Raw genomic sequence first — 17,842 nt, forward strand, 5'->3', positions numbered from 1 at the left:
TCGTCTTTCGTCCTTTGTCTGCGGTCAGGCTCTGGTCAGGCCGAGGGCCTCTTGCCAGACTTGTCTTCGCCGTCGTTCAGCGACACGTCCCCCGTCTTCTTCCCGGTCGCGCTGGGAAGAGTCTCGGTCTTGGCCTCGACCTCGTCCTGGACGGTCTCGCCGGCCTTGGGCGCCTCTTCTTCCTCTTCGGTGCCCTCCTCGGCCTCCGCGGACTCGTCGGTCTCCTCGACGTCGTCCTCGGTCTCGTCCTCGATGTCCTCGTCGTCATCGTCGGAGACGACCTGGGCGACGGCCTGCTTCACGTAGCGGACCTCGACCCCGGGAGCGATCTCGAGCACGACGTGATCATCCTCGATGGCGACGACGTCGGCGAGCATGCCCGCGGTCGTCATGATGCGCTGGCCCGGCTGTATCTGGCGCTGCATCTGCATCTGCTGTTGCTGTCGCTTGCGCTGCGGGCGGAAGAGCAGGAAATAGAACACGACGCCGATGAGGATGATCGGCAGTAGCGTGACCAGGGGGTTGCTCTTCTGGGCAGCGAGTTGGGTGAGCGCTATGAGTTCAGTGTTGCCCTGCACGGGGGCATCCTTCCGATATGGGTGTTCAGCCCGCCGCCGACGATTCGCGTGCGAAAGGCGTGTCACCTGACGACGGCGACAAGCTCCGGAGTGTAAAGGACTTGACGAAACCCCGGCAACGAGCTGACGACTGGGCGCGGTGGGAAGTTCCTCGTCACTCCTCCGTCACTTCGAAAAGGGTACCTTCAACCGTGGGCGGCGGCGTGATACCCAGGTGCCGCCAGGCCGAAGGAGTCGCGATCCGGCCACGTGGTGTGCGGGCGATGAGTCCCTTGCGCACCAGAAATGGCTCGGCGACCACTTCCACCGTTTCCGGCTCTTCCCCCACCGCGACCGCCAGTGTCGACAACCCCACCGGCCCGCCACCGAACTTCCGCAACAGCGCGTCGAGCACCGAACGGTCGAGCCGGTCCAGCCCCTCGGCGTCGACCTCGTACAGCAACAACGCGTCGCGGGCGACCTGTTCGGTGATCACGCCGTCGGCGCGGACCTCGGCGAAGTCACGGACCCGGCGCAGGAGCCGGTTGGCGATGCGCGGCGTGCCGCGCGAGCGCCGGGCGATCTCGGCGGCACCCGCGTCGTCCATCCGTACGTCGAGCAGCCGGGCCGAGCGGTCGATGATCCGCTGGAGGTCGGCCGGCTCGTAGAAGTCCATGTGCGCGACGAAGCCGAACCGGTCGCGCAGCGGCGCCGGCAGCAGGCCGGCCCTCGTGGTCGCGCCGACGAGCGTGAACGGAGCGAGGTCGAGCGGGATGGCCGTCGCGCCCGGCCCCTTGCCGACGACCACGTCGACCCGGAAGTCCTCCATCGCGACGTAGAGCATCTCCTCGGCGGGCCGTGCCATCCGGTGGATCTCATCCAGGAACAGCACCTCGCCCTCGGACAGTGTGGACAGCACCGCCGCGAGGTCGCCGGCCCGCTCGATCGCCGGCCCGGAGGAGATGCGCAGGGGCATGCCCAGCTCGGCGGCGATGATCATCGCGAGGGTGGTCTTGCCCAGGCCGGGCGGCCCGGACATCAGCACGTGGTCCGGCGGCCGGCCGCGGCGGAGCGCGCTGTGCAGCACGAGCGAGAGCTGCTCGCGTACGCGCGCCTGCCCGATGAACTCGTCGAGGTGCTTGGGCCGCAGGGCCGCCTCGATGACCTTCTCCTCGCCGTCGGCGACCGGCGAGACGAAGCGCTCCTCCTCGCTCATCGGCTCAGTTTCTTCATCGCCAGCTTCAGCAGGGCGGCGATGTCGGAGGTGTCCTGGCCGTCGACCTCCGCGGCGACCGCGTCCACGGCGGTGTCGGCGTCACGGGCGGTCCAGCCGAGGTTGGTGAGGCCGGCGTGCACCTGCGCGCGCCAGGCCGCCGCGGCGAAGCTCGGCGCGGGCGTACCGCTGCCGTCGTCCAGGGGCACGCCGAGCCGGTCCTTGAGTTCGAGCACGATGCGCTGGGCACCCTTACGGCCGATGCCGGGGACCTTGGTCAGCGCGTTCACGTCCTCGGTGGCGACGGCGCGGCGCAGGGCGTTCGGCTGGTGTACGGCGAGCATCGCGAGCGCGAGCCGCGGCCCCACGCCGCTGGCGGTCTGCAGGAGCTCGAACACGGTCTTCTCATCGTCGTCGGCGAAGCCGTAGAGGGTGAGGGAGTCCTCGCGCACGACGAGCGAGGTGGGCACGTGCGCCCGCTCGCCCACGCGCAGGCCGGCCAGCGTGGCGGGCGTGCACTGGAGCGCGAGCCCGACCCCGCCGACCTCCACCACGGCGCCGTCGGGCCCCGCCGCGGCGACCCTGCCGTTGACGAATGCGATCACTACCGCGTCCTTCCGTGCCTCATGTCGTGTGCCGCCCCGGTCGCCCGGGTCCGCGCCGCCTGGAGCCGGGCCTGCGCGCCGCCGCGCCAGACGTGGCAGATCGCCAGCGCGAGCGCGTCGGCCGCGTCGGCCGGCTTGGGCGGCGTGTCCAGCCGGAGCAGTCTGGTCACCATAGTGGTGACCTGGAGCTTGTCGGCGCGGCCGTTTCCGGTCACCGCCGCCTTGGCCTCGCTCGGGGTGTGCAGGGCGACCGGCAGCCCGCGCCGGGCGCCGCAGGCGATGGCGATCGCCCCGGCCTGCGCGGTGCCCATCACGGTGGACACGTTGTGCTGGCTGAACACCCGCTCGACGGCGACCGCGTCGGGACGGGTCTCCTCGATCAGCTCCTCGATGCCGCGCTCCAACTCGACGAGGCGCGTGCCGATCTCGTCGTCCGGGCTCGTACGGATCACGCCGACGCTGACCAGCCGCAGCGGCTTGCCGGGGGCGCCGTCGACGACACCGACTCCGCACCTGGTCAGACCGGGATCGACGCCCAGCACCCGCACATGGACTCCTCTCGGCCCCGAACACGTGTTCGCAGTGAGGCTACTCGGCCGGTGCGCTCCGCCGCCCGGCTCGCACGCGGCGTGTCGCGTTCAGAAATAGTCGAGCATGAACGGCGTCCCGGCGAACGCCGCGTCGAGGAGCGGGTCGGCCCCGGCGTTTCCGGTGACGATGCCCGCGCCGCGCAGCGTCGCCATCGGCACGCCCGCGTACAGCGCGGCGAGGCCACGCGCGGGCAGCCGGGTCGCGTCACTCCGTTCCGCCGCGCGCTCCAGGCGCCCCCGTCCCTCGCGCACCGTCAGCCGCCAGCCGCCGGCGTTGGCGGGCCGCAGCTCGTCCTCGACGAGGAGCGGCACGTCCACCGACACCGCAGCGGGAAAGCCGCGCGCGGCGATCGCCGCGGGCGCGTCGAGGACGCGCAGCATCCAGCCGACGCGGCGCACCTCGTCCTCGGAGCGGTCGTGCAGCAGCCACAGCATCGGGTCGTCGGGCGCCACGTTGGCCCGCACCGTACGGGCGATGGAGGAACCGGAGCCGACCACCGCCCAGAGCGCGCGTGCGGTCGCGGCGGACCCGGCGACACAGCGGCGCACGGCGAGGTGCTCGCGGCCTTCGTCCCAGCCGTACGCCAGGAAGCCGTCGGCGGCGAGGTAGGAGTAGAGGCTCTCGTCCTGGAGGAAACCGCGGACCTGATCCTCACCGGGGTCGATCGGGCCGTGGTGGCGTGCCCCGGCGTGCAGGCGGCGCAGCAGCGCGGTGACCTCGCCCACGTCGGCGGGTCCGGCCCGGCGTACCTCGACCGGCCCGGCCGCGAGGGTGCGCAGCGGCGCGGGCGGCAGGGTGAGGCGGTACTGCGCGCCGGCGTGCTCGTAGCCGACGGATCGGTAGACCGGCGCGGTGGCCGGGTAGAGAGCCGACAGCGGACGGCCGTCCATCAGCTCCAGCAGCCCGGCGGCGAGCCGCCGGCCGACGCCGCGGCCGCGGTCCTCCGGCGCGACGCAGACGCCGCCGACGCCGCCCATCGGCACCGCGCGGCCGTGCCACCACTGCTCGAACGGGTGGTAGTGCCCGACGGCGATGAGACGGCCGCCGTCGCGGATCCCGAGGAAGCGGTCCTCCCCCATGGCCCGCAGGGCCCACGCGTCGTCGCGGCCGGGCGACGGGCCGAAGGCGCGGCCCCACAGGTCGTAAACGGCGTCGAGGTCACCGGGTTCGAGCGTGTGCGTCTTCACGGGCCACGACGCTACGGCATGGCCCGCGCGCGGCCTCAAGGGGTTTTCACCGGCCCGCCGCCGACCGCGCGGCGCCCGGACGGCACCTCGCCGCGAACGGAGCCGGGAGGCATCCGTGAAACGCCCCCTGCCGCGTGGCAGGGGGCGTTCAGGAACGGCCGTCAGGCCTCGATCTTCTCCATGATCTCGTCGGAGACGTCGAAGTTGGCGAAGACGTTCTGCACGTCGTCGCTGTCCTCGAGCGCCTCGATCAGGCGGAAGACCTTCTTGGCGTTGTCCTCGTCGAGGGGCACGCTCACGCTGGGCAGGAAGTTGGCCTCGGCGGACTCGTAGTCGAGGCCGGCGTCCTGCAGGGCCTTGCGCACCGTCACCAGGTCGCCGGCCTCGCTGATCACCTCGAACGACTCACCGAGGTCGTTGACCTCCTCGGCGCCGGCGTCCAGGACCGCCATCATCACGTCGTCCTCGGTGGTGCCGTCCTTGGGCACGAGGATGACGCCCTTGCGGGTGAACAGGTACGACACCGAGTTGGGGTCGGCGAGCGAGCCGCCGTTGCGGGTCAGCGCGGTGCGGACGTCGGAGGCGGCGCGGTTGCGGTTGTCGGTCAGGCACTCGATGAGCACCGCGACGCCGCCGGGCGCGTACCCCTCGTACATGATCGTCTGCCACTCGGCGCCGCCGGCCTCCTCGCCGGCGCCGCGCTTACGCGCCCGCTCGATGTTGTCGAGGGGCACGGAGTTCTTGCGCGCCTTCTGGATGGCGTCGTACAGCGTGGGGTTGCCGTCCGGGTCGCCGCCACCGGTGCGGGCCGCCACCTCGATGTTCTTGATGAGCTTGGCGAACAGCTTGCCCCGTTTGGCGTCGACCACCGCCTTCTTGTGCTTCGTCGTCGCCCATTTGGAGTGGCCACTCATGCGTTTCGCGGGGCCACCCCGGCGAGCCGCCGAAGAGGTGAGCCCCTTCCTCCAATCTCCGAAAGTCTCAGAACGTCACAGAACACTGCCTGGACGCCGTGCGCGGCGCGATCCCCCGGACGCGGCTCCCCACCCCCGAGGGAGGCCGGAGGTCACGAGGCTTCCTTCACCATCTCGAGGAAGTAGGCGTGGATCCGGGGATCGCCGGTCAGCTCGGGATGGAACGAGGTCGCCAGGAGGTGCCCCTGCCGGACGGCGACGATCCTACCGGCGGAATCGCCGGTCGCGGCACGGCCGAGCGCCTCGGCGCCCTCGCCGATCGACTCCACCCACGGCGCGCGGATGAAGACCGCGTGAAAGGGCCGGTCGAGGCCGCCCATCTCGACGTCGCTCTCGAAGGAGTCGACCTGGCGGCCGAAGGCGTTGCGGCGGACGAGCATGTCGATGCCGCCGATGGTCTCCTGCCCGGCCGCGCCGTCGACGATGCGGTCGGCCAGCATGATCATGCCGGCGCAGGAGCCGTAGGCTGGCATGCCCTGCTCGACACGCTTGCGCAAGGGCTCGAGCAGGTCGAACGTCCGGGCGAGCCGCCACATCGTGGTGGACTCGCCGCCGGGGATCACGAGCGCCTGGACGCGCTCCAGCTCCTCCGGACGGCGGACGACCGCGGTGGCGGCGCCGCAGGACTCCAGGACACGGCGATGCTCGCGGACGTCACCCTGCAGTGCGAGCACGCCGACCGTCGGGACAGCAGCCACGAACCAGCCCTTCGCGTCGAGTTGTATCAATGAGCTTAGTGCCAGTGACAACGCCCGCGGCGCGCGGCGGCTTCCCCGGGCCTCGTGTCAGCGCCTTCCCGCGGCCCCTCGCACCGCGTACCGGGGCACGGGGCGGCGGACGATTCAGGTGAGCTTGAACCGGCGCAGCGGGAGCTCGAGCGGGAGGAACCCGTCGTCGCCCCGCTCGGCGATGGCGCGGCCGAACAGGTGCTCGCGTGCGAGCGCCATGCCGTACTCCTCGTAGTCGAACGGCAAGGGCACGTCGGACGCGCCGTCGTCGATGGCCTTCCAGAACGGGGCCTCGGCCGGCAGCCGGGCGCCGATGTCGACCACGACACCGTCTTCGGCGGTGACGTAGACGTCACGGCGCGCCCGGTCACCGGAGTACCACCGGAACCAGCAGCCGGACACGACGCTGTGCAGGACCAGCACGCCGCACGAGCCGCCCGGCAGCGCGCGGGCGATCTCGTCGGCGAGGTGGCGCGCCCGGTCGTCGACGCAGAACAGCCGCCGGTCGCACACGACCAGGGCGTCGCCGTACGCGCCGACGAACAGCTCGTCCTCGTAGGGCCAGAGCGCGAAGTCGAGCACGGTGTCACCGGTCTCGGTGACCGTGTGCTCCGGATAGAGCCGCCGGGCCAGCGCCACGGCGCGATCGGGATCGGGGACGAGCCCCGGCCCGAAGGCCTGGGAAACTCCGTCCACACGCGAACACGCCAACGCGACCGACCAACCCATGGGCGTCGTCCCCTCCCGCGCTCGGCGGACCCTGCCGGCGGCATCAAGTCGCGGCCCAGGGTAACCCGCCTTTCCCTCGCTGTGGAGGGGAGAACGCACTTCGTTTGCCCTCGGGGCTCGGGTTCCGGCCGGTACGCGGCCGTTACCAGCCTCGGACCGCGAGCCGGTCGCCCTCGGCCAGGGTGGAGACGTTGATGCCGACCATCGCCTCGCCGAGCCCGCGCGAGACCTTGGCGATCACGTCGGGGTCGTCGTAGAAGGTGGTGGCCTTCACGATCGCCTCGGCCCGCTTGGCCGGGTCGCCGGACTTGAAGATGCCGGAGCCGACGAACACGCCCTCGGCGCCGAGCTGCATCATCATGGCGGCGTCGGCGGGTGTCGCGATGCCGCCCGCGGTGAACAGCACCACCGGCAGCTTGCCGGCCCGTGCGACCTCCTTGACCAGCTCGTACGGGGCCTGGAGCTCCTTGGCGGCGACGAACAGCTCGTCTTCGGGCAGCGAGCCGAGCCGCCGGATCTGCTGGCGGAGCTGGCGCATGTGTGTGGTGGCGTTGGAGACGTCGCCGGTGCCGGCCTCGCCCTTGGAGCGGATCATCGCCGCTCCCTCGGTGATGCGGCGGAGCGCCTCGCCGAGGTTGGTGGCGCCGCACACGAAGGGCACGGTGAAGGCCCACTTGTCGATGTGGTTGTCGTAGTCGGCCGGGGTCAGCACCTCGGACTCGTCGATGTAGTCGACACCGAGGGCCTGCAGGACCTGCGCCTCGACGAAGTGGCCGATGCGCGCCTTGGCCATGACCGGGATCGAGACGGCGTTGATGATGCCCTCGATCATGTCGGGGTCGCTCATACGCGAGACGCCGCCCTCGGCGCGGATGTCGGCGGGCACGCGCTCGAGGGCCATCACGGCGACGGCACCGGCGTCCTCGGCGATCTTCGCCTGCTCGGGTGTGACGACGTCCATGATCACGCCACCCTTGAGCATCTCCGCCATGCCCCGCTTGACGCGGGCGGTGCCGGTCTCGGGAACGGCGTTGGTCTGGTCGGGGGCGGCGTCGGGAGTGGCGGTGGACACGGCTACCTCTTCGAATGAGTCGATCAAGCTGTCGTATCCATGGTAGGGGCAGGTGGCCGGCAGGACCGCCCCGCCATGTCGTCAAAAATCACGCTGTGATCCGACACCATGTATGGCTCAGGGAGTCGTCGGTTTCCCATCGTTCACGAGCACCACCCAGACCTGGCCGGTGGCGAACGTCATGGGCGCGCCGGAGGCGGTGGTGAAGGTCGTCCCGTCCTTCTCCGACGGCCGCGACCAGCGCGCGTCGTAGGCCTTGCCGTCGCGCAGCACGGTCGCCTTGCCGGTGCCCACGGTCTGGACGAGCGGCGTGTAGTTGCCGAGGAAGTCGTGGAACTGCGAGCGGGTCGTGTGGGCCCGCTGGATCACGATCGTCGCGCCGCCGAGGCGCCCGCCCTCGCCGGCGCGGTCCGGGTGGCCGTCCTGGGTCACCAGCCACCGCTTCTCGCTCGGTGACCAGGTGAACTTCAGCGTCGCGGCCGGGTAGCGGGCGGTGAAGCTCGAAACCGTCCTGCCGCCGTCCGGGGCCGGGCCGAACCGGAAGCCGATGTCGCCGGCCCGGGAGGCGCCCGGCGCGCGGGCGAGGAGTTGCCGCGGGGTGCCGTAGAGGTTGTACGGGGCGGCGTGCGGCCCGGTGCGGGTGTAGCCGGTGTTCGAGCGGTCCTGGGAGACGTCGATGAGCGGCGCCTTGGCGACGTAGGGCTTCATCTTGCCCTGCACCCCGGAGTAGGCGAACGCGGGACGGCCGAACTGTGGCAGCAGGTGCAGGTCGGAGATGCGGGCGCTGCGGACGGGGCCGATGCGGGACGGCAGCTTGGAGGAGAAGATCGCCATGATCCGGCTGAGGCCGCCCTCGACCTGCTCGACGTAGACGATGTCGGCCGACCGCAGGCCGAGCTGCGGCTTGGCGGACTTCGTGTTGTCGATCTTGACGGCGAGCACCGGGCCGTCCGCGCCGGCGGGCGCGCCGGTGAACGGGTGGGTGCGGGCGGGCGCCGGCGTGGAGGACGGAGACGGGTCGGCCGAGGCCGGCGACGGAGGCGACGCGGCGGCCGTGACCGGACTCTTCGAACAGGCCACGAGGGCCGTGGGGACGAGCACGGCGGCCAGGGCCGACGTCGCACGGAAACAGCGCACTACCTGCACCTCCTCGGACAAATCAGACGTACTGAGTCCGCGAGGCTAGCCGATGACCGCCCTTCTTGGCAGGCCCGGTATGACCATCCGTCCCGCAGGTCACAGGGGTCCCGCGAGTGACGGATTCAGCTCTCCGGAGGGGCGTCGTCGATCTCGAAGAAGTCCGGCAGCGGTGCCCGGCCGTGCAGCGGAAGGACGCGGGGCAACAGCTTCCGGCGCGCCGTCCGGGTGGCGGTCACGGCGTTGTTGTAGAAGCTGCGCGCGTAGGTGACCTTGCGCACCGCGGCGTCGAGGTCGTCGAGCAGCGCCGCGCCGTCCTCGCGGGCCGCGAGAGTGGGGCGGAAGTCCGGCTGCCCGACGACGGCGCGCAGGGCCCTCGACAGGTCGCTCTCGGCGAACTCCCGGTTGTCGGCGTCGGCGATGCGGGCCTCGTGCGCGGCGGCGGCGAGCAGCAGGCTCGTGGCCGGGTCGAGCTGGCGGGAGGCGGCCAGCTCCAGCGCGACCGCCGCACGCCGTACGAGCGCGGCGTCCAGCCCGGCGCGGGCGGTCTCCAGGCGCACGTGCAGCCGGTCGAGGCGGGTCGCCCGCCACGAGACGTACACCCCGATCAGCAGGAGGACCGCGGCGATCAGGGCGATGTGGAGGAAGGTCTCGAGCATGGTCAGGCCGAGGAGGTTCCGACGACGCCGTCGCCGACGACGGTCTCATAGACGCGGACGACGTCCCGGGCGACCGTCGACCAGTCATAGGCCCGCACGGCCGCCTTGGCCTCGTCGGACAGCTGCTTGCGCCGCGGGGCGTCGTCCAGGAGCTCGGCGGCGGTGGCGGCCAGCGCCGCCGCGTCGCCGACCGGGAACAGCGCGCCGGCTCGCCCGCCGAGCAGCACGCGGCTGAACGCCGGGATGTCGCTGGCCAGGATCGGCGCGCCGGCCGACATCGCCTCGGCGAGCACGATGCCGAAGCTCTCACCTCCGGTGTTGGGCGCGACGAAGACGTCGACCGAGTGCAGCATGCGGATCTTGTCGGCCTCGCTGACCAGGCCGAGGATGACGACGCGGTCGCGCAGCTCCGGGGAGACCCGGGCGTGTACCTCGGCGGCGTCGCCGGGACCGGCGACCAGCAGGCGCAGCCCGGGGCGCTCGCGGGCGAGCGTCTCGAAGGCCCGCAGCAGCACGGGCAGGCCCTTGCGGTGCTCGTCCATGCGGCCGAGGAAGCCGAGGGCCCCGTCGTCGCCGGGCCAGCCGCGCAGCGGCTCCGCCATGGCGTACCGCTCGGTCGTCACGCCGTTGGGGATGAGCACGGCGTCTCCGCCGAGGTGTTCGACGAGCGTCTTGCGCGCCTTCTCCGACACCGCGATGCGCGCGGTGATCTTCTCCAGCGCGCTCTGCAGGATCGGGCCGGCCGCCGACAGGGCGCGCGAACGCTCGAACGACGCGTGGAAGGTCGCGACGATCGGCCCGTCGGCGGCCCAGCAGGCCAGCAGGCCGAGCGACGGCGAGGCCGGCTCGTGCACGTGGAGGACGTCGAACCGCCCGTCGCGGATCCAGCGGCGCACCCGGCTCGCGGACAGGAAGCCGAACGACAGCCGTGCGATCGACCCGTTGAAGGGCACCGGCACCGCACGCCCGGCGGACACGACGTACGGCGGCAGCGGAGCCGCGCCCGAGGAGACCTCGGTGTCGTCGGCCGGCGCGATCACCGAGACCTCGTGCCCGGAGGCGAACAGCGCCTCGGTGAGATCGCGCACGTGCGACTGGACGCCGCCGGGGACGTCCCAGGTGTACGGGCAGACGATGCCGATCCTCACCGGTCGCTCGCCTCTCTCATCCCTCGGGGGTCAAAGGTCCTCTACCCAGACGCGCTGGAGCATGTGCCAGTCTTCCGGATGGGCGGCGATGCCCTGCTGGAAGGTGTCGGCGACGGACTGCGTCATCACCGCGACGTCGTCATCGCCGCCGGGCACGGCGATCTCGTCGTGGACCTGCACCCCCCAGTCATCACCTTCGTACCACAGGGTGACCGGGAGGAGCGCGGCGCCGGTGCGCACGGCCAGTGCGGCCGGGCCGGCCGGAAAGCTGGCCGCGCGGCCGAAGAAGCCGACCTCGATGCCACTCCTGGTCAGGTCGCGGTCGGCGACGAGGCAGACCAGCCTGCCGTCGTCCAGCCGCCGGGCCAGAGTGGCGAACACGTCGTCCGCGCCGCCCGTGGCGGGCAGCACCTCCATGCCGAGGCCCGCCCGGTAGGCGACGAACCGGTCGTACAGGGACTCGGGCTTGAGGCGCTCCATGACCGTGGTGAACGGCGTGCCCGACAGGGCGATCCACGCGCCGGCGTGGTCCCAGTTGCCCATGTGCGGCAGCGCGACGACCACGCCGCGCCCGGCGTCGAGGTTCTTGTGGATCTGCTCGACGCCGGTGATGTGCATGCCGGAGAGGATGCGCTCGCGGCTCATCGACGGCAGGCGGAAGGACTCCAGCCAGTAGCGGAAGTACGAGCGCATGCCCCGGCGGCTCAGCTCGCGCAGCTCGTCCTCCGACGGCTCGCCGCCGACGACCCGCCGGAGGTTCTTCTCGAGCTGGCGGACGCCGCGGCCGTGGCGCTGCCAGACGCGGTCGGCGATGAGCATGAAGATCTCGCGCGCGACCGGCTCCGGCATGTGGCGGACCGCCGCCCAGCCCAGTCCGTAGGCGGCGTCGGCCACCTCGTCCCTCATGCGACCCTCACGTGAGCTCCCCGGCCTCCACCTGGCGCCGTACGGCGATGTAGCGCTGGGCGACCGTGATCACGCTGGCGATGGAGAGCAGCCACAGGCCGATCGCCAGAACGTACGGGACGCCGAGGCCGGTCAGGCCGATGGCGACCAGGCTGACGATCAGCCGCTCGCCGCGCTCGGCGATGCCGATCGTGGCGTTCAGGCCCATGCCCTCCGCGCGGGCGCGCGCGTACGACACGAGCACCCCCGAGACCAGGCAGAACAGGGCCAGGCAGACGAGGAGCATGTCGTTGTGGTCGCGTCCGGCGTACCGCAGGATCAGCCCCGTGAAGATCGCCGCGTCCGAGACGCGGTCCATGTTGGAGTCGAGGAAGGCGCCGAAACGGCTCGTCTTCCCGGTCACCCGCGCGACGGCCCCATCGAACAGGTCGAAGAAGACGAAGATCGTAATGACGACCGTCCCCCAGAAGAACTCTCCGAAGGGGTAGAAGGCCAGCGCGCCGACGACGACACCGAGGGTGCCGATGATGGTGACCGTGTTGGGTGTCACGCCGGTGCGGGCCAGCGCGTGTCCGACCGGCGAGGTGACCCGTGAGAGCGCCGGCCGTATTTGGTTGAGCATTCCCGTCCTTGTCATCGTGATGCGGTTGCGGTGTTCGCGCCCGTGACTGCGCGCGCAACCGGCGGATCCCGCCCGATCGTGCCCGAACTCCCCCGGCGGGCCAATCGTAGTGCGTGACGTCGGCCCAGGTGGGAAGGGCTGAACAGAGGAGGACTCGAGCGTTTGCCGGTCACCCCCTTGTGATATGCGGCCAAGACCGTAAGGGTGGTGACCACGGGTGTGGCGCCCGTCACACCCAGGTCTCCCAATGGAGGTGGGCGCGTGGCGGATAAAGCTGGTCCCCAAGGAGCCGCCGGCAGGGCACCATCGGTCGACCAACCCGAGAAGATACGCAATATCGCGTTGGTCGGCCATTCCGGGGCGGGGAAGACGACTCTCGTCGAGGCGCTGCTCGCTGCGACCGGTACGATCCAGCGGCCCGGTCGCGTCGAGGACGGCTCGACGGTCAGTGACTACGACGAAGTGGAGATGCGCCAGCAGCGCTCGGTGAATCTCTCGCTGGCGTCGTTCGAGCACGCGGGCGTCAAGGTCAACCTGCTGGACACCCCCGGTTACGCCGACTTCGTCGGCGACCTGCGCGCCGGGCTGCGCGCCGCGGACGCCGCGCTGTTCGTGGTCTCGGCGGTCGACGGCATCGATGGGGTCACGCGCAACCTGTGGGAGGAGTGCGCGGCGGTCGGCATGCCGCGCGCCGTGGTCATCACCAAGATCGACCAGCAGCGGGGCGACTTCGACGAGGTGCTGACCGAGTGCCAGGACGCCTTCGGCGACGGCGTCCTGCCGTGTTACTTCCCGTGCGAGGCCGGCCTGATCGCACTGCTGTCGCAGAAGTGCATCGACTACTCCTCCGGCAGCCGCGCCGAGCGCGAGCCCGACCCGGAGTTCCTGGACCGCCTGTCGGAGCAGCGCGGCGCCCTCATCGAGGGCATCATCCAGGAGAGCGAGGACGAGACCCTCATGGACCGCTACCTGTCCGGTGAGGAGATCGACGTCAAGGCGCTCGTGGAGGACCTGGAGAAGGCGGTCGCCCGCGGCAGCTTCTACCCCGTCCTCACCACCTCCGTGCCGCACGGCGACCATCCCGGCCCGGTGATCGGCATGGTGGAGCTGCTGGAGGTGATCACCCAGGCGTTCCCCTCGCCGCTGGAGCACGGCATCCCGGAGGTGACCACGACCGACGGCTCACCGGCCAGCGTCCTGACCTGCGACGCCGACGGGCCGCTCGTGGCCGAGGTGGTCAAGACGGCCTCCGACCCGTACGTCGGGCGGATCTCGCTGGTCCGCGTGTTCAGCGGCACGCTCACCCCCGACGCGACGGTCCACGTCTCCGGGCACGGCATGGCCGACCGCGGGCACGAGGACCACGACATCGACGAACGCGTCGGCGCGCTGACCTCGCCGCTCGGCAAGCTGCAGCGCACGGTCTCCTCCTGCGTGGCCGGCGACATCTGCGCGGTGGCCAAGCTCACCCACGCCGAGACGGGCGACACGATCTCGGCCAAGGAGCGGCCGCTGCTGATGGCGCCGTGGTCGATGCCGGACCCGCTGCTGCCGACGGCGATCCAGGCCAAGTCAAAGGCCGATGAGGACAAGCTGTCCCAGGCGCTGGGGCGCCTCGTGGCCGAGGACCCGACGCTGCGGCTGGAGAACAACTCCGAGACCCGCCAGCTCGTGCTGTGGAACATGGGCGAGGCCCACGCCGACGTGCTGCTCGACCGACTGAGCAGCCGCTACGGCGTCGAGGTCGAGACGGTGCCGCTGCGGGTGCCGCTGCGCGAGACGTTCGGCGGCGCGGCCCAGGGCCTCGGCCGGCACGTCAAGCAGAGCGGCGGGCACGGGCAGTACGCCATCTGCCACATCGAGGTGGAGCCGCTGCCGTCGGGCGGGGGCTTCGAGTTCGCCGACAAGATCGTCGGCGGCGTCGTGCCGCGGCAGTTCATCCCGTCCGTCGAGAAGGGCGTGCGCATCCAGATGGACCGCGGTGTCCTGGCCGGGTACCCGATGGTCGACATCAAGGTCACGCTTTACGACGGCAAGGCGCACTCGGTCGACTCCTCCGACATGGCCTTCCAGACGGCGGGCCAGCTCGCCCTCAAGGACGCCGCCGGCAAGGCCAAGGTCCTGCTGCTCGAACCGGTGGACGAGGTCGCGGTCCTCGTGGCCGACGACTACGTCGGCGCGGTGATGTCGGACCTGTCGTCCCGGCGCGGGCGCGTGCTGGGCAGCGAGACGGTCGCGGGCGGCCGCTCCCTCATCAAGGCCGAGGTCCCGCAGCTGGAGATCACGCGGTACGCGATCGACCTGCGGTCGATGTCGCACGGCACGGGCACGTTCAGCCGCACGTTCCTGCGGTACGAACCACTGCCGTCGCAGCTCGCCGACAAGATGATCGCCGACTCCTGAGGCGCCGTCGCCGGCCCCCGCACGGGTGCGGGGGCCGGCGCGTCTCCTCCTCAGGGCGCGGTCGGGTTCGTCCTCGCGGATGACGCGGCGTTAACCAGCCGTTTGCGACCATCACCGGTATGGGCGATGCGGGGGCGGCTGAGGCCGGGAGGTCACGGCGCTCGATCCTGCGGGCGGTGGGCCGGGCCGGGACGATGGCGGGGCTGGCGGCGGGCGCGGCCGGGACGCTGGGCGGGCTCGCGGCGGGCGGCTTGCTGGACGACGCCGACGCGATGCCCGGCACGCCCGTCTCGGCGATCGGCGTGCCGACGGACGGTCCCTGGCGCCCCTCCCCCGCGCACGTCGACGTCTCCTGGGCGGTCGACACCTCGCAGCGGCTGGTGGCCCTGACGTTCGACGACGGGCCGATGCCGAACTGGACGCCCATGGTGCACGACATCCTCGACGAGGAGCGCATCCCCGCGACGTTCTTCCTCGTCGGGGCCCGCGTGCACGACAACGCGCGGTTGATCCACGGCCGGATGGACCGGCACGCGGTCGGCAACCACACCTGGGCGCACAAGGACCTGACCCGCATGACCCACCCGCAGGCGTACCGGGCGATGCACCGGGCGCACACCACGATCGCCGAGGTCACCGGCAAGGAGCCGCGGCTGCTGCGGCCCCCGATGGGCAACATCGGCGGCACGACGCTGAGCGCCGCGGGTTCGCTCGGCTACCACGTGGTGCTGTGGTCGCTGAAGATGCGCGAGGCGTACCTGGGGCATCCGCCCGGACGGCTCGTCGACTACATCGTCGACGGCACCGAGCCCGGCACGATCCTCCTCGCACACGACACGGGCCACCGCGACCGGCTGGTCGCCATCCGCGGCCTGCCCGCGATGATCCGCGGCCTACGGGCGAGGGGATTCGAGTTCGTCACCGTGCCCGACCTGCTCGCCGCCTCCGAGACCGAGACCGCCACGACCTGATCCGCCGAGGCGCCGAGGGTCGCGCGCTCGGCCGAGCGGGCCGCCGGCACCGGGGCGCACGCAAGCACAGCACCACCGCGGGGATCGCGCCGGCGATGAACACCGACCGCCGGCCGCCGATGTCCGGCAGCCCCAGCGCGATCAGCGGAGCGAGTGACCGGACACGATGATGCCGGTGGCCAGCGCCTTGCGCGTGCCGGTGGTGAACTCCATGCCGTACGAGATCGCGATCGGCAGCAGCCCGCCGAGGCCCAGAAGACGTAGAGGAAGAAGGTCTGCTGGATGGCGTGCTTGTGCGGTCCGGTCTCGATGAACACGCCGGTGTCGAGGGCGAGGTCGGCGGCGCGCAGGATGTCCTCGCGGGTGTCGGTGGCGAACGCGAGGTGGTGCAGGCGTCCCCGGGAGCCGGTCCAGTCCTCGGTGTAGACCAGGTCGTAGGACTTCTGCGTGAAGGTCTGCCGGCGGGCGGCGATCCTGCCGCCGTCCAGCCGGATCTGCTCGGTGGGCCGGGCGCCGAGGGTGTCGATGATGAAGCCGGTGGACTCCGCCACGTCCGCGGCCAGGTAGTTGATGTGGTCCAGCCGGCGTACACCGACGCCGTGCCCGGGCTTCGCCTGCGGCTGGTTCTTCAGTCCGGGGGCCAGCTCGGCGGGCGCCTCGTACCAGGTCGTCTCGTGGTAGAGCGCGAGCTCGTGGCCGTCCGGGTCGGTGGTGACCCACAGCGGGCCGACACCGGGCTCGTCCTCGACCCACTCCCCCGCCACGCCCGCGTCCCGGACGGCCTGGATCCGGCGCCCCAGCGCTTCGGAGGACGAGGCGCGCAACGCGGTACGGCCGATGCCCGGCTCGTCGCGGCGGGTGACGACGATGCTGTGGTGCTCGTAGTCGTCCCAGGTGCGCAGGTAGGTGTGGTCACCGTCCCGGCCGTTGACGGTCAGGCCGAGGAAATCGGTGAAGAAGGCGACGGTGTCCTCGGGGCACGGGGTGAACAGCTGAGCGTGGCCGATGTGGGCGATGTCGCCGAGCGGAGGGCGGGTGGGGGTGTCGGCGACCATCCGCTGGAGGGTGGTCAGGTTCCCGGGCACCGGGTGGCGGTCATGAGCGGCTCCAGGCGGGTCGGGTGGCGTCGGTCGAGGTCGATGGCTCGCGCCGGTTCAGCGGCCCTGGGCGGTGAGGAGGGCGTCGAGCCGCGGGTAGACCCGCCGGGCGTTGCGCTCCTCGACGGCCCGGAGGGCCTCATCGGGCAGACCGGCGTTCTCGACGTAGCGGCGGGTGTCGTCGAAGTGGTGCCCGGTGCGCGGGTCGATGCCGCGGACCGCGCCGATCATCTCGGAGGCGAACAGGACGGCCTCGTGCGGAATCACCTCCAGCAGGAGGTCGATGCCTGGCTGGTGGTACACGCAGGTGTCGAAGAGGACGTTGCCCAGCAGCGCCTCCCCCGGCTCGGGCTTGCCCAGCGCCTGCGCCAGCCCGCGGAAGCGGCCCCAGTGGTACGGCACCCCGCCGCCGCCGTGCGGGATGACCAGGCGCAGATCCGGGAAGTCCGCGAACAGATCCCCCTGCAGCAGCTGCATGAAGGCGGTGGTGTCGGCGTTGAGGTAGTGCGAGCCGGTGGTGTGGAAGGCCGGGTTGCAGCTGGTGGAGACGTGCACCATGGCGGGAACGTCCAGCTCGATGAGCTTCTCCCAGACCGGGTACCAGGACCGGTCGGTCAGCGGCGGGGCGGTCCAGTGGCCGCCCGAGGGATCGGGGTTGACGTTGACGGCGACCGCACCGAGATCGTTCACGGCCCGCTCCAGCTCGGGAATGACGGTGGCCGGGTCCACGCCGGGTGACTGCGGCAGCATCGCCCCGGGGGCGAAGCGTTCGGGGAAGAGCGCGGCGACGCGGTGGCACAGGTCGTTGCAGACGCGCGCCCAGGCCGACGACGTCTCGAAGTCGCCGATGTGGTGGGCCATGAAGGAGGCCCGGGGCGAGAAGACGGTCAGGTCGATGCCGCGCTCGTCCATCTGGCGCAGCTGGTTGGTCTCGATCGACTCGCGGATCTCGTCGTCGCCGATACGAGGCCCGGCCGGGTCCGGCGCCTGGGCCGGGTCGACCAGCGCCGCGGTCTGAGCGTCGCGCCACCGGCCGAGCGCTGCCGGGGCGGTGGTGTAGTGGCCGTGGACGTCGATGATCACGCGAGGGACTCCTGGACGATCGGATTCCGGCTGGACGCGGGGACGAGTACGTCGCCCGCATGCCGAGCAAACTAGATGATGAACGAGATTGTTAACAAGATGTCCTACGAAAAACCGGGGGGCACCCGTCATCGTTGGAGACGTCCCGGCTGAGCACCCA

17 protein-coding genes and 1 pseudogene are annotated in these 17,842 nt (G+C 71.5%); 2 read left to right on the plus strand and 16 right to left on the minus strand.

All coding sequences use genetic code 11. The annotated features are described in order from the left end of the window. Window positions 1-35: 35 nt before the first annotated feature. The 14 genes from yajC to pgsA all read right to left on the minus strand — a co-directional run bounded on the left by yajC (window position 36) and on the right by pgsA (window position 12,128). Window positions 36-578, minus strand: coding sequence for a preprotein translocase subunit YajC (yajC, locus tag ABEA10_RS46295; RefSeq protein WP_345475076.1), 543 nt, complete (start codon window positions 576-578; stop codon window positions 36-38). Between the two features lie 154 nt (window positions 579-732). Next, on the minus strand, window positions 733-1,773 hold the full coding sequence (ruvB, locus tag ABEA10_RS46300; protein ID WP_329261779.1) for a Holliday junction branch migration DNA helicase RuvB: 1,041 nt from the start codon (window positions 1,771-1,773) through the stop codon (window positions 733-735). Further along, a complete protein-coding gene (ruvA, locus tag ABEA10_RS46305; protein ID WP_345475077.1) occupies window positions 1,770-2,375 on the minus strand; it encodes a Holliday junction branch migration protein RuvA in 606 nt (201 codons plus the stop codon). The genes ruvB and ruvA overlap by 4 nt, the downstream gene beginning before the upstream one ends. Next, a complete protein-coding gene (gene ruvC, locus ABEA10_RS46310) occupies window positions 2,375-2,923 on the minus strand; it encodes a crossover junction endodeoxyribonuclease RuvC (protein ID WP_345475078.1) in 549 nt (182 codons plus the stop codon). Before ruvC ends, ruvA begins: the two co-directional genes overlap by 1 nt. Before the next feature lie 90 nt (window positions 2,924-3,013). After that, window positions 3,014-4,153, minus strand: a complete 1,140-nt coding sequence (locus ABEA10_RS46315) for a GNAT family N-acetyltransferase (RefSeq protein ID WP_345475079.1) — start codon at window positions 4,151-4,153, stop codon at window positions 3,014-3,016. Window positions 4,154-4,314: 161 nt separating this feature from the next. After that, the gene (locus tag ABEA10_RS46320; protein WP_345475080.1) at window positions 4,315-5,067 is read right to left on the minus strand and encodes a YebC/PmpR family DNA-binding transcriptional regulator; all 753 of its coding nucleotides are present in this window, start codon (window positions 5,065-5,067) and stop codon (window positions 4,315-4,317) included. Window positions 5,068-5,219: 152 nt separating this feature from the next. Continuing rightward, window positions 5,220-5,825 carry a pyridoxal 5'-phosphate synthase glutaminase subunit PdxT gene (gene pdxT / locus ABEA10_RS46325; RefSeq protein WP_329261767.1) on the minus strand — a complete coding sequence of 202 codons (606 nt, stop codon included), beginning with the start codon at window positions 5,823-5,825 and terminating at the stop codon, window positions 5,220-5,222. Between the two features lie 144 nt (window positions 5,826-5,969). Further along, window positions 5,970-6,584, minus strand: coding sequence for a DUF6928 family protein (locus ABEA10_RS46330; protein WP_425551053.1), 615 nt, complete (start codon window positions 6,582-6,584; stop codon window positions 5,970-5,972). Between the two features lie 142 nt (window positions 6,585-6,726). Next, entirely contained in the window at window positions 6,727-7,656 is a 930-nt protein-coding gene (gene pdxS / locus ABEA10_RS46335) for a pyridoxal 5'-phosphate synthase lyase subunit PdxS (RefSeq protein ID WP_329261761.1), read from the minus strand. 117 nt (window positions 7,657-7,773) lie between these two features. Next, a complete protein-coding gene (locus tag ABEA10_RS46340) occupies window positions 7,774-8,793 on the minus strand; it encodes a DUF3048 domain-containing protein (protein WP_345475082.1) in 1,020 nt (339 codons plus the stop codon). A 125-nt stretch (window positions 8,794-8,918) separates the two neighbouring features. Next, a complete protein-coding gene (locus ABEA10_RS46345) occupies window positions 8,919-9,452 on the minus strand; it encodes a hypothetical protein (RefSeq protein ID WP_345475083.1) in 534 nt (177 codons plus the stop codon). Between the two features lie 2 nt (window positions 9,453-9,454). Beyond that, the gene (locus ABEA10_RS46350) at window positions 9,455-10,600 is read right to left on the minus strand and encodes a glycosyltransferase family 4 protein (protein WP_345475084.1); all 1,146 of its coding nucleotides are present in this window, start codon (window positions 10,598-10,600) and stop codon (window positions 9,455-9,457) included. 30 nt (window positions 10,601-10,630) lie between these two features. Further along, window positions 10,631-11,506 (minus strand): phosphatidylinositol mannoside acyltransferase, encoded by an 876-nt coding sequence (locus ABEA10_RS46355; protein WP_345475085.1) that lies wholly within the window; start codon window positions 11,504-11,506, stop codon window positions 10,631-10,633. Between the two features lie 7 nt (window positions 11,507-11,513). After that, window positions 11,514-12,128 (minus strand): phosphatidylinositol phosphate synthase, encoded by a 615-nt coding sequence (gene pgsA, locus ABEA10_RS46360; protein WP_345475086.1) that lies wholly within the window; start codon window positions 12,126-12,128, stop codon window positions 11,514-11,516. Between the two features lie 261 nt (window positions 12,129-12,389). Between pgsA and ABEA10_RS46365 the strand changes: the two genes are divergently transcribed. Further along, window positions 12,390-14,531 carry an elongation factor G-like protein EF-G2 gene (locus ABEA10_RS46365; protein WP_345475087.1) on the plus strand — a complete coding sequence of 714 codons (2,142 nt, stop codon included), beginning with the start codon at window positions 12,390-12,392 and terminating at the stop codon, window positions 14,529-14,531. Window positions 14,532-14,650: 119 nt separating this feature from the next. Further along, on the plus strand, window positions 14,651-15,502 hold the full coding sequence (locus ABEA10_RS46370) for a polysaccharide deacetylase family protein (protein WP_345475088.1): 852 nt from the start codon (window positions 14,651-14,653) through the stop codon (window positions 15,500-15,502). Window positions 15,503-15,780: 278 nt separating this feature from the next. Here ABEA10_RS46370 and ABEA10_RS46375 read toward each other — a convergent pair. Next, a pseudogene (locus tag ABEA10_RS46375) lies at window positions 15,781-16,557 on the minus strand (VOC family protein); the annotation flags it as partial. 99 nt (window positions 16,558-16,656) lie between these two features. After that, a complete protein-coding gene (locus ABEA10_RS46380; protein WP_345475089.1) occupies window positions 16,657-17,682 on the minus strand; it encodes an amidohydrolase family protein in 1,026 nt (341 codons plus the stop codon). Window positions 17,683-17,842: the final 160 nt, after the last annotated feature.

Origin of the sequence: Actinoallomurus oryzae (genome assembly GCF_039541955.1) — a bacterium.
Classification (GTDB): Bacteria; Actinomycetota; Actinomycetes; order Streptosporangiales; family Streptosporangiaceae; genus Actinoallomurus; species Actinoallomurus oryzae.

Excerpts from the sequence above, each read along its gene's own strand:
- ruvB (WP_329261779.1), bottom strand. The coding sequence starts at position 1,773 with ATGAGCGAGGAGGAGCGCTTCGTCTCGCCGGTCGCCGACGGCGAGGAG.
- ABEA10_RS46320 (WP_345475080.1), bottom strand. The coding sequence starts at position 5,067 with ATGAGTGGCCACTCCAAATGGGCGACGACGAAGCACAAGAAGGCGGTG.
- ABEA10_RS46330 (WP_425551053.1), bottom strand. The coding sequence starts at position 6,584 with ATGGGTTGGTCGGTCGCGTTGGCGTGTTCGCGTGTGGACGGAGTTTCC.
- ABEA10_RS46345 (WP_345475083.1), bottom strand. The coding sequence starts at position 9,452 with ATGCTCGAGACCTTCCTCCACATCGCCCTGATCGCCGCGGTCCTCCTG.
- ABEA10_RS46355 (WP_345475085.1), bottom strand. The coding sequence starts at position 11,506 with ATGAGGGACGAGGTGGCCGACGCCGCCTACGGACTGGGCTGGGCGGCG.
- pgsA (WP_345475086.1), bottom strand. The coding sequence starts at position 12,128 with ATGCTCAACCAAATACGGCCGGCGCTCTCACGGGTCACCTCGCCGGTC.
- ABEA10_RS46370 (WP_345475088.1), top strand. The coding sequence starts at position 14,651 with ATGGGCGATGCGGGGGCGGCTGAGGCCGGGAGGTCACGGCGCTCGATC.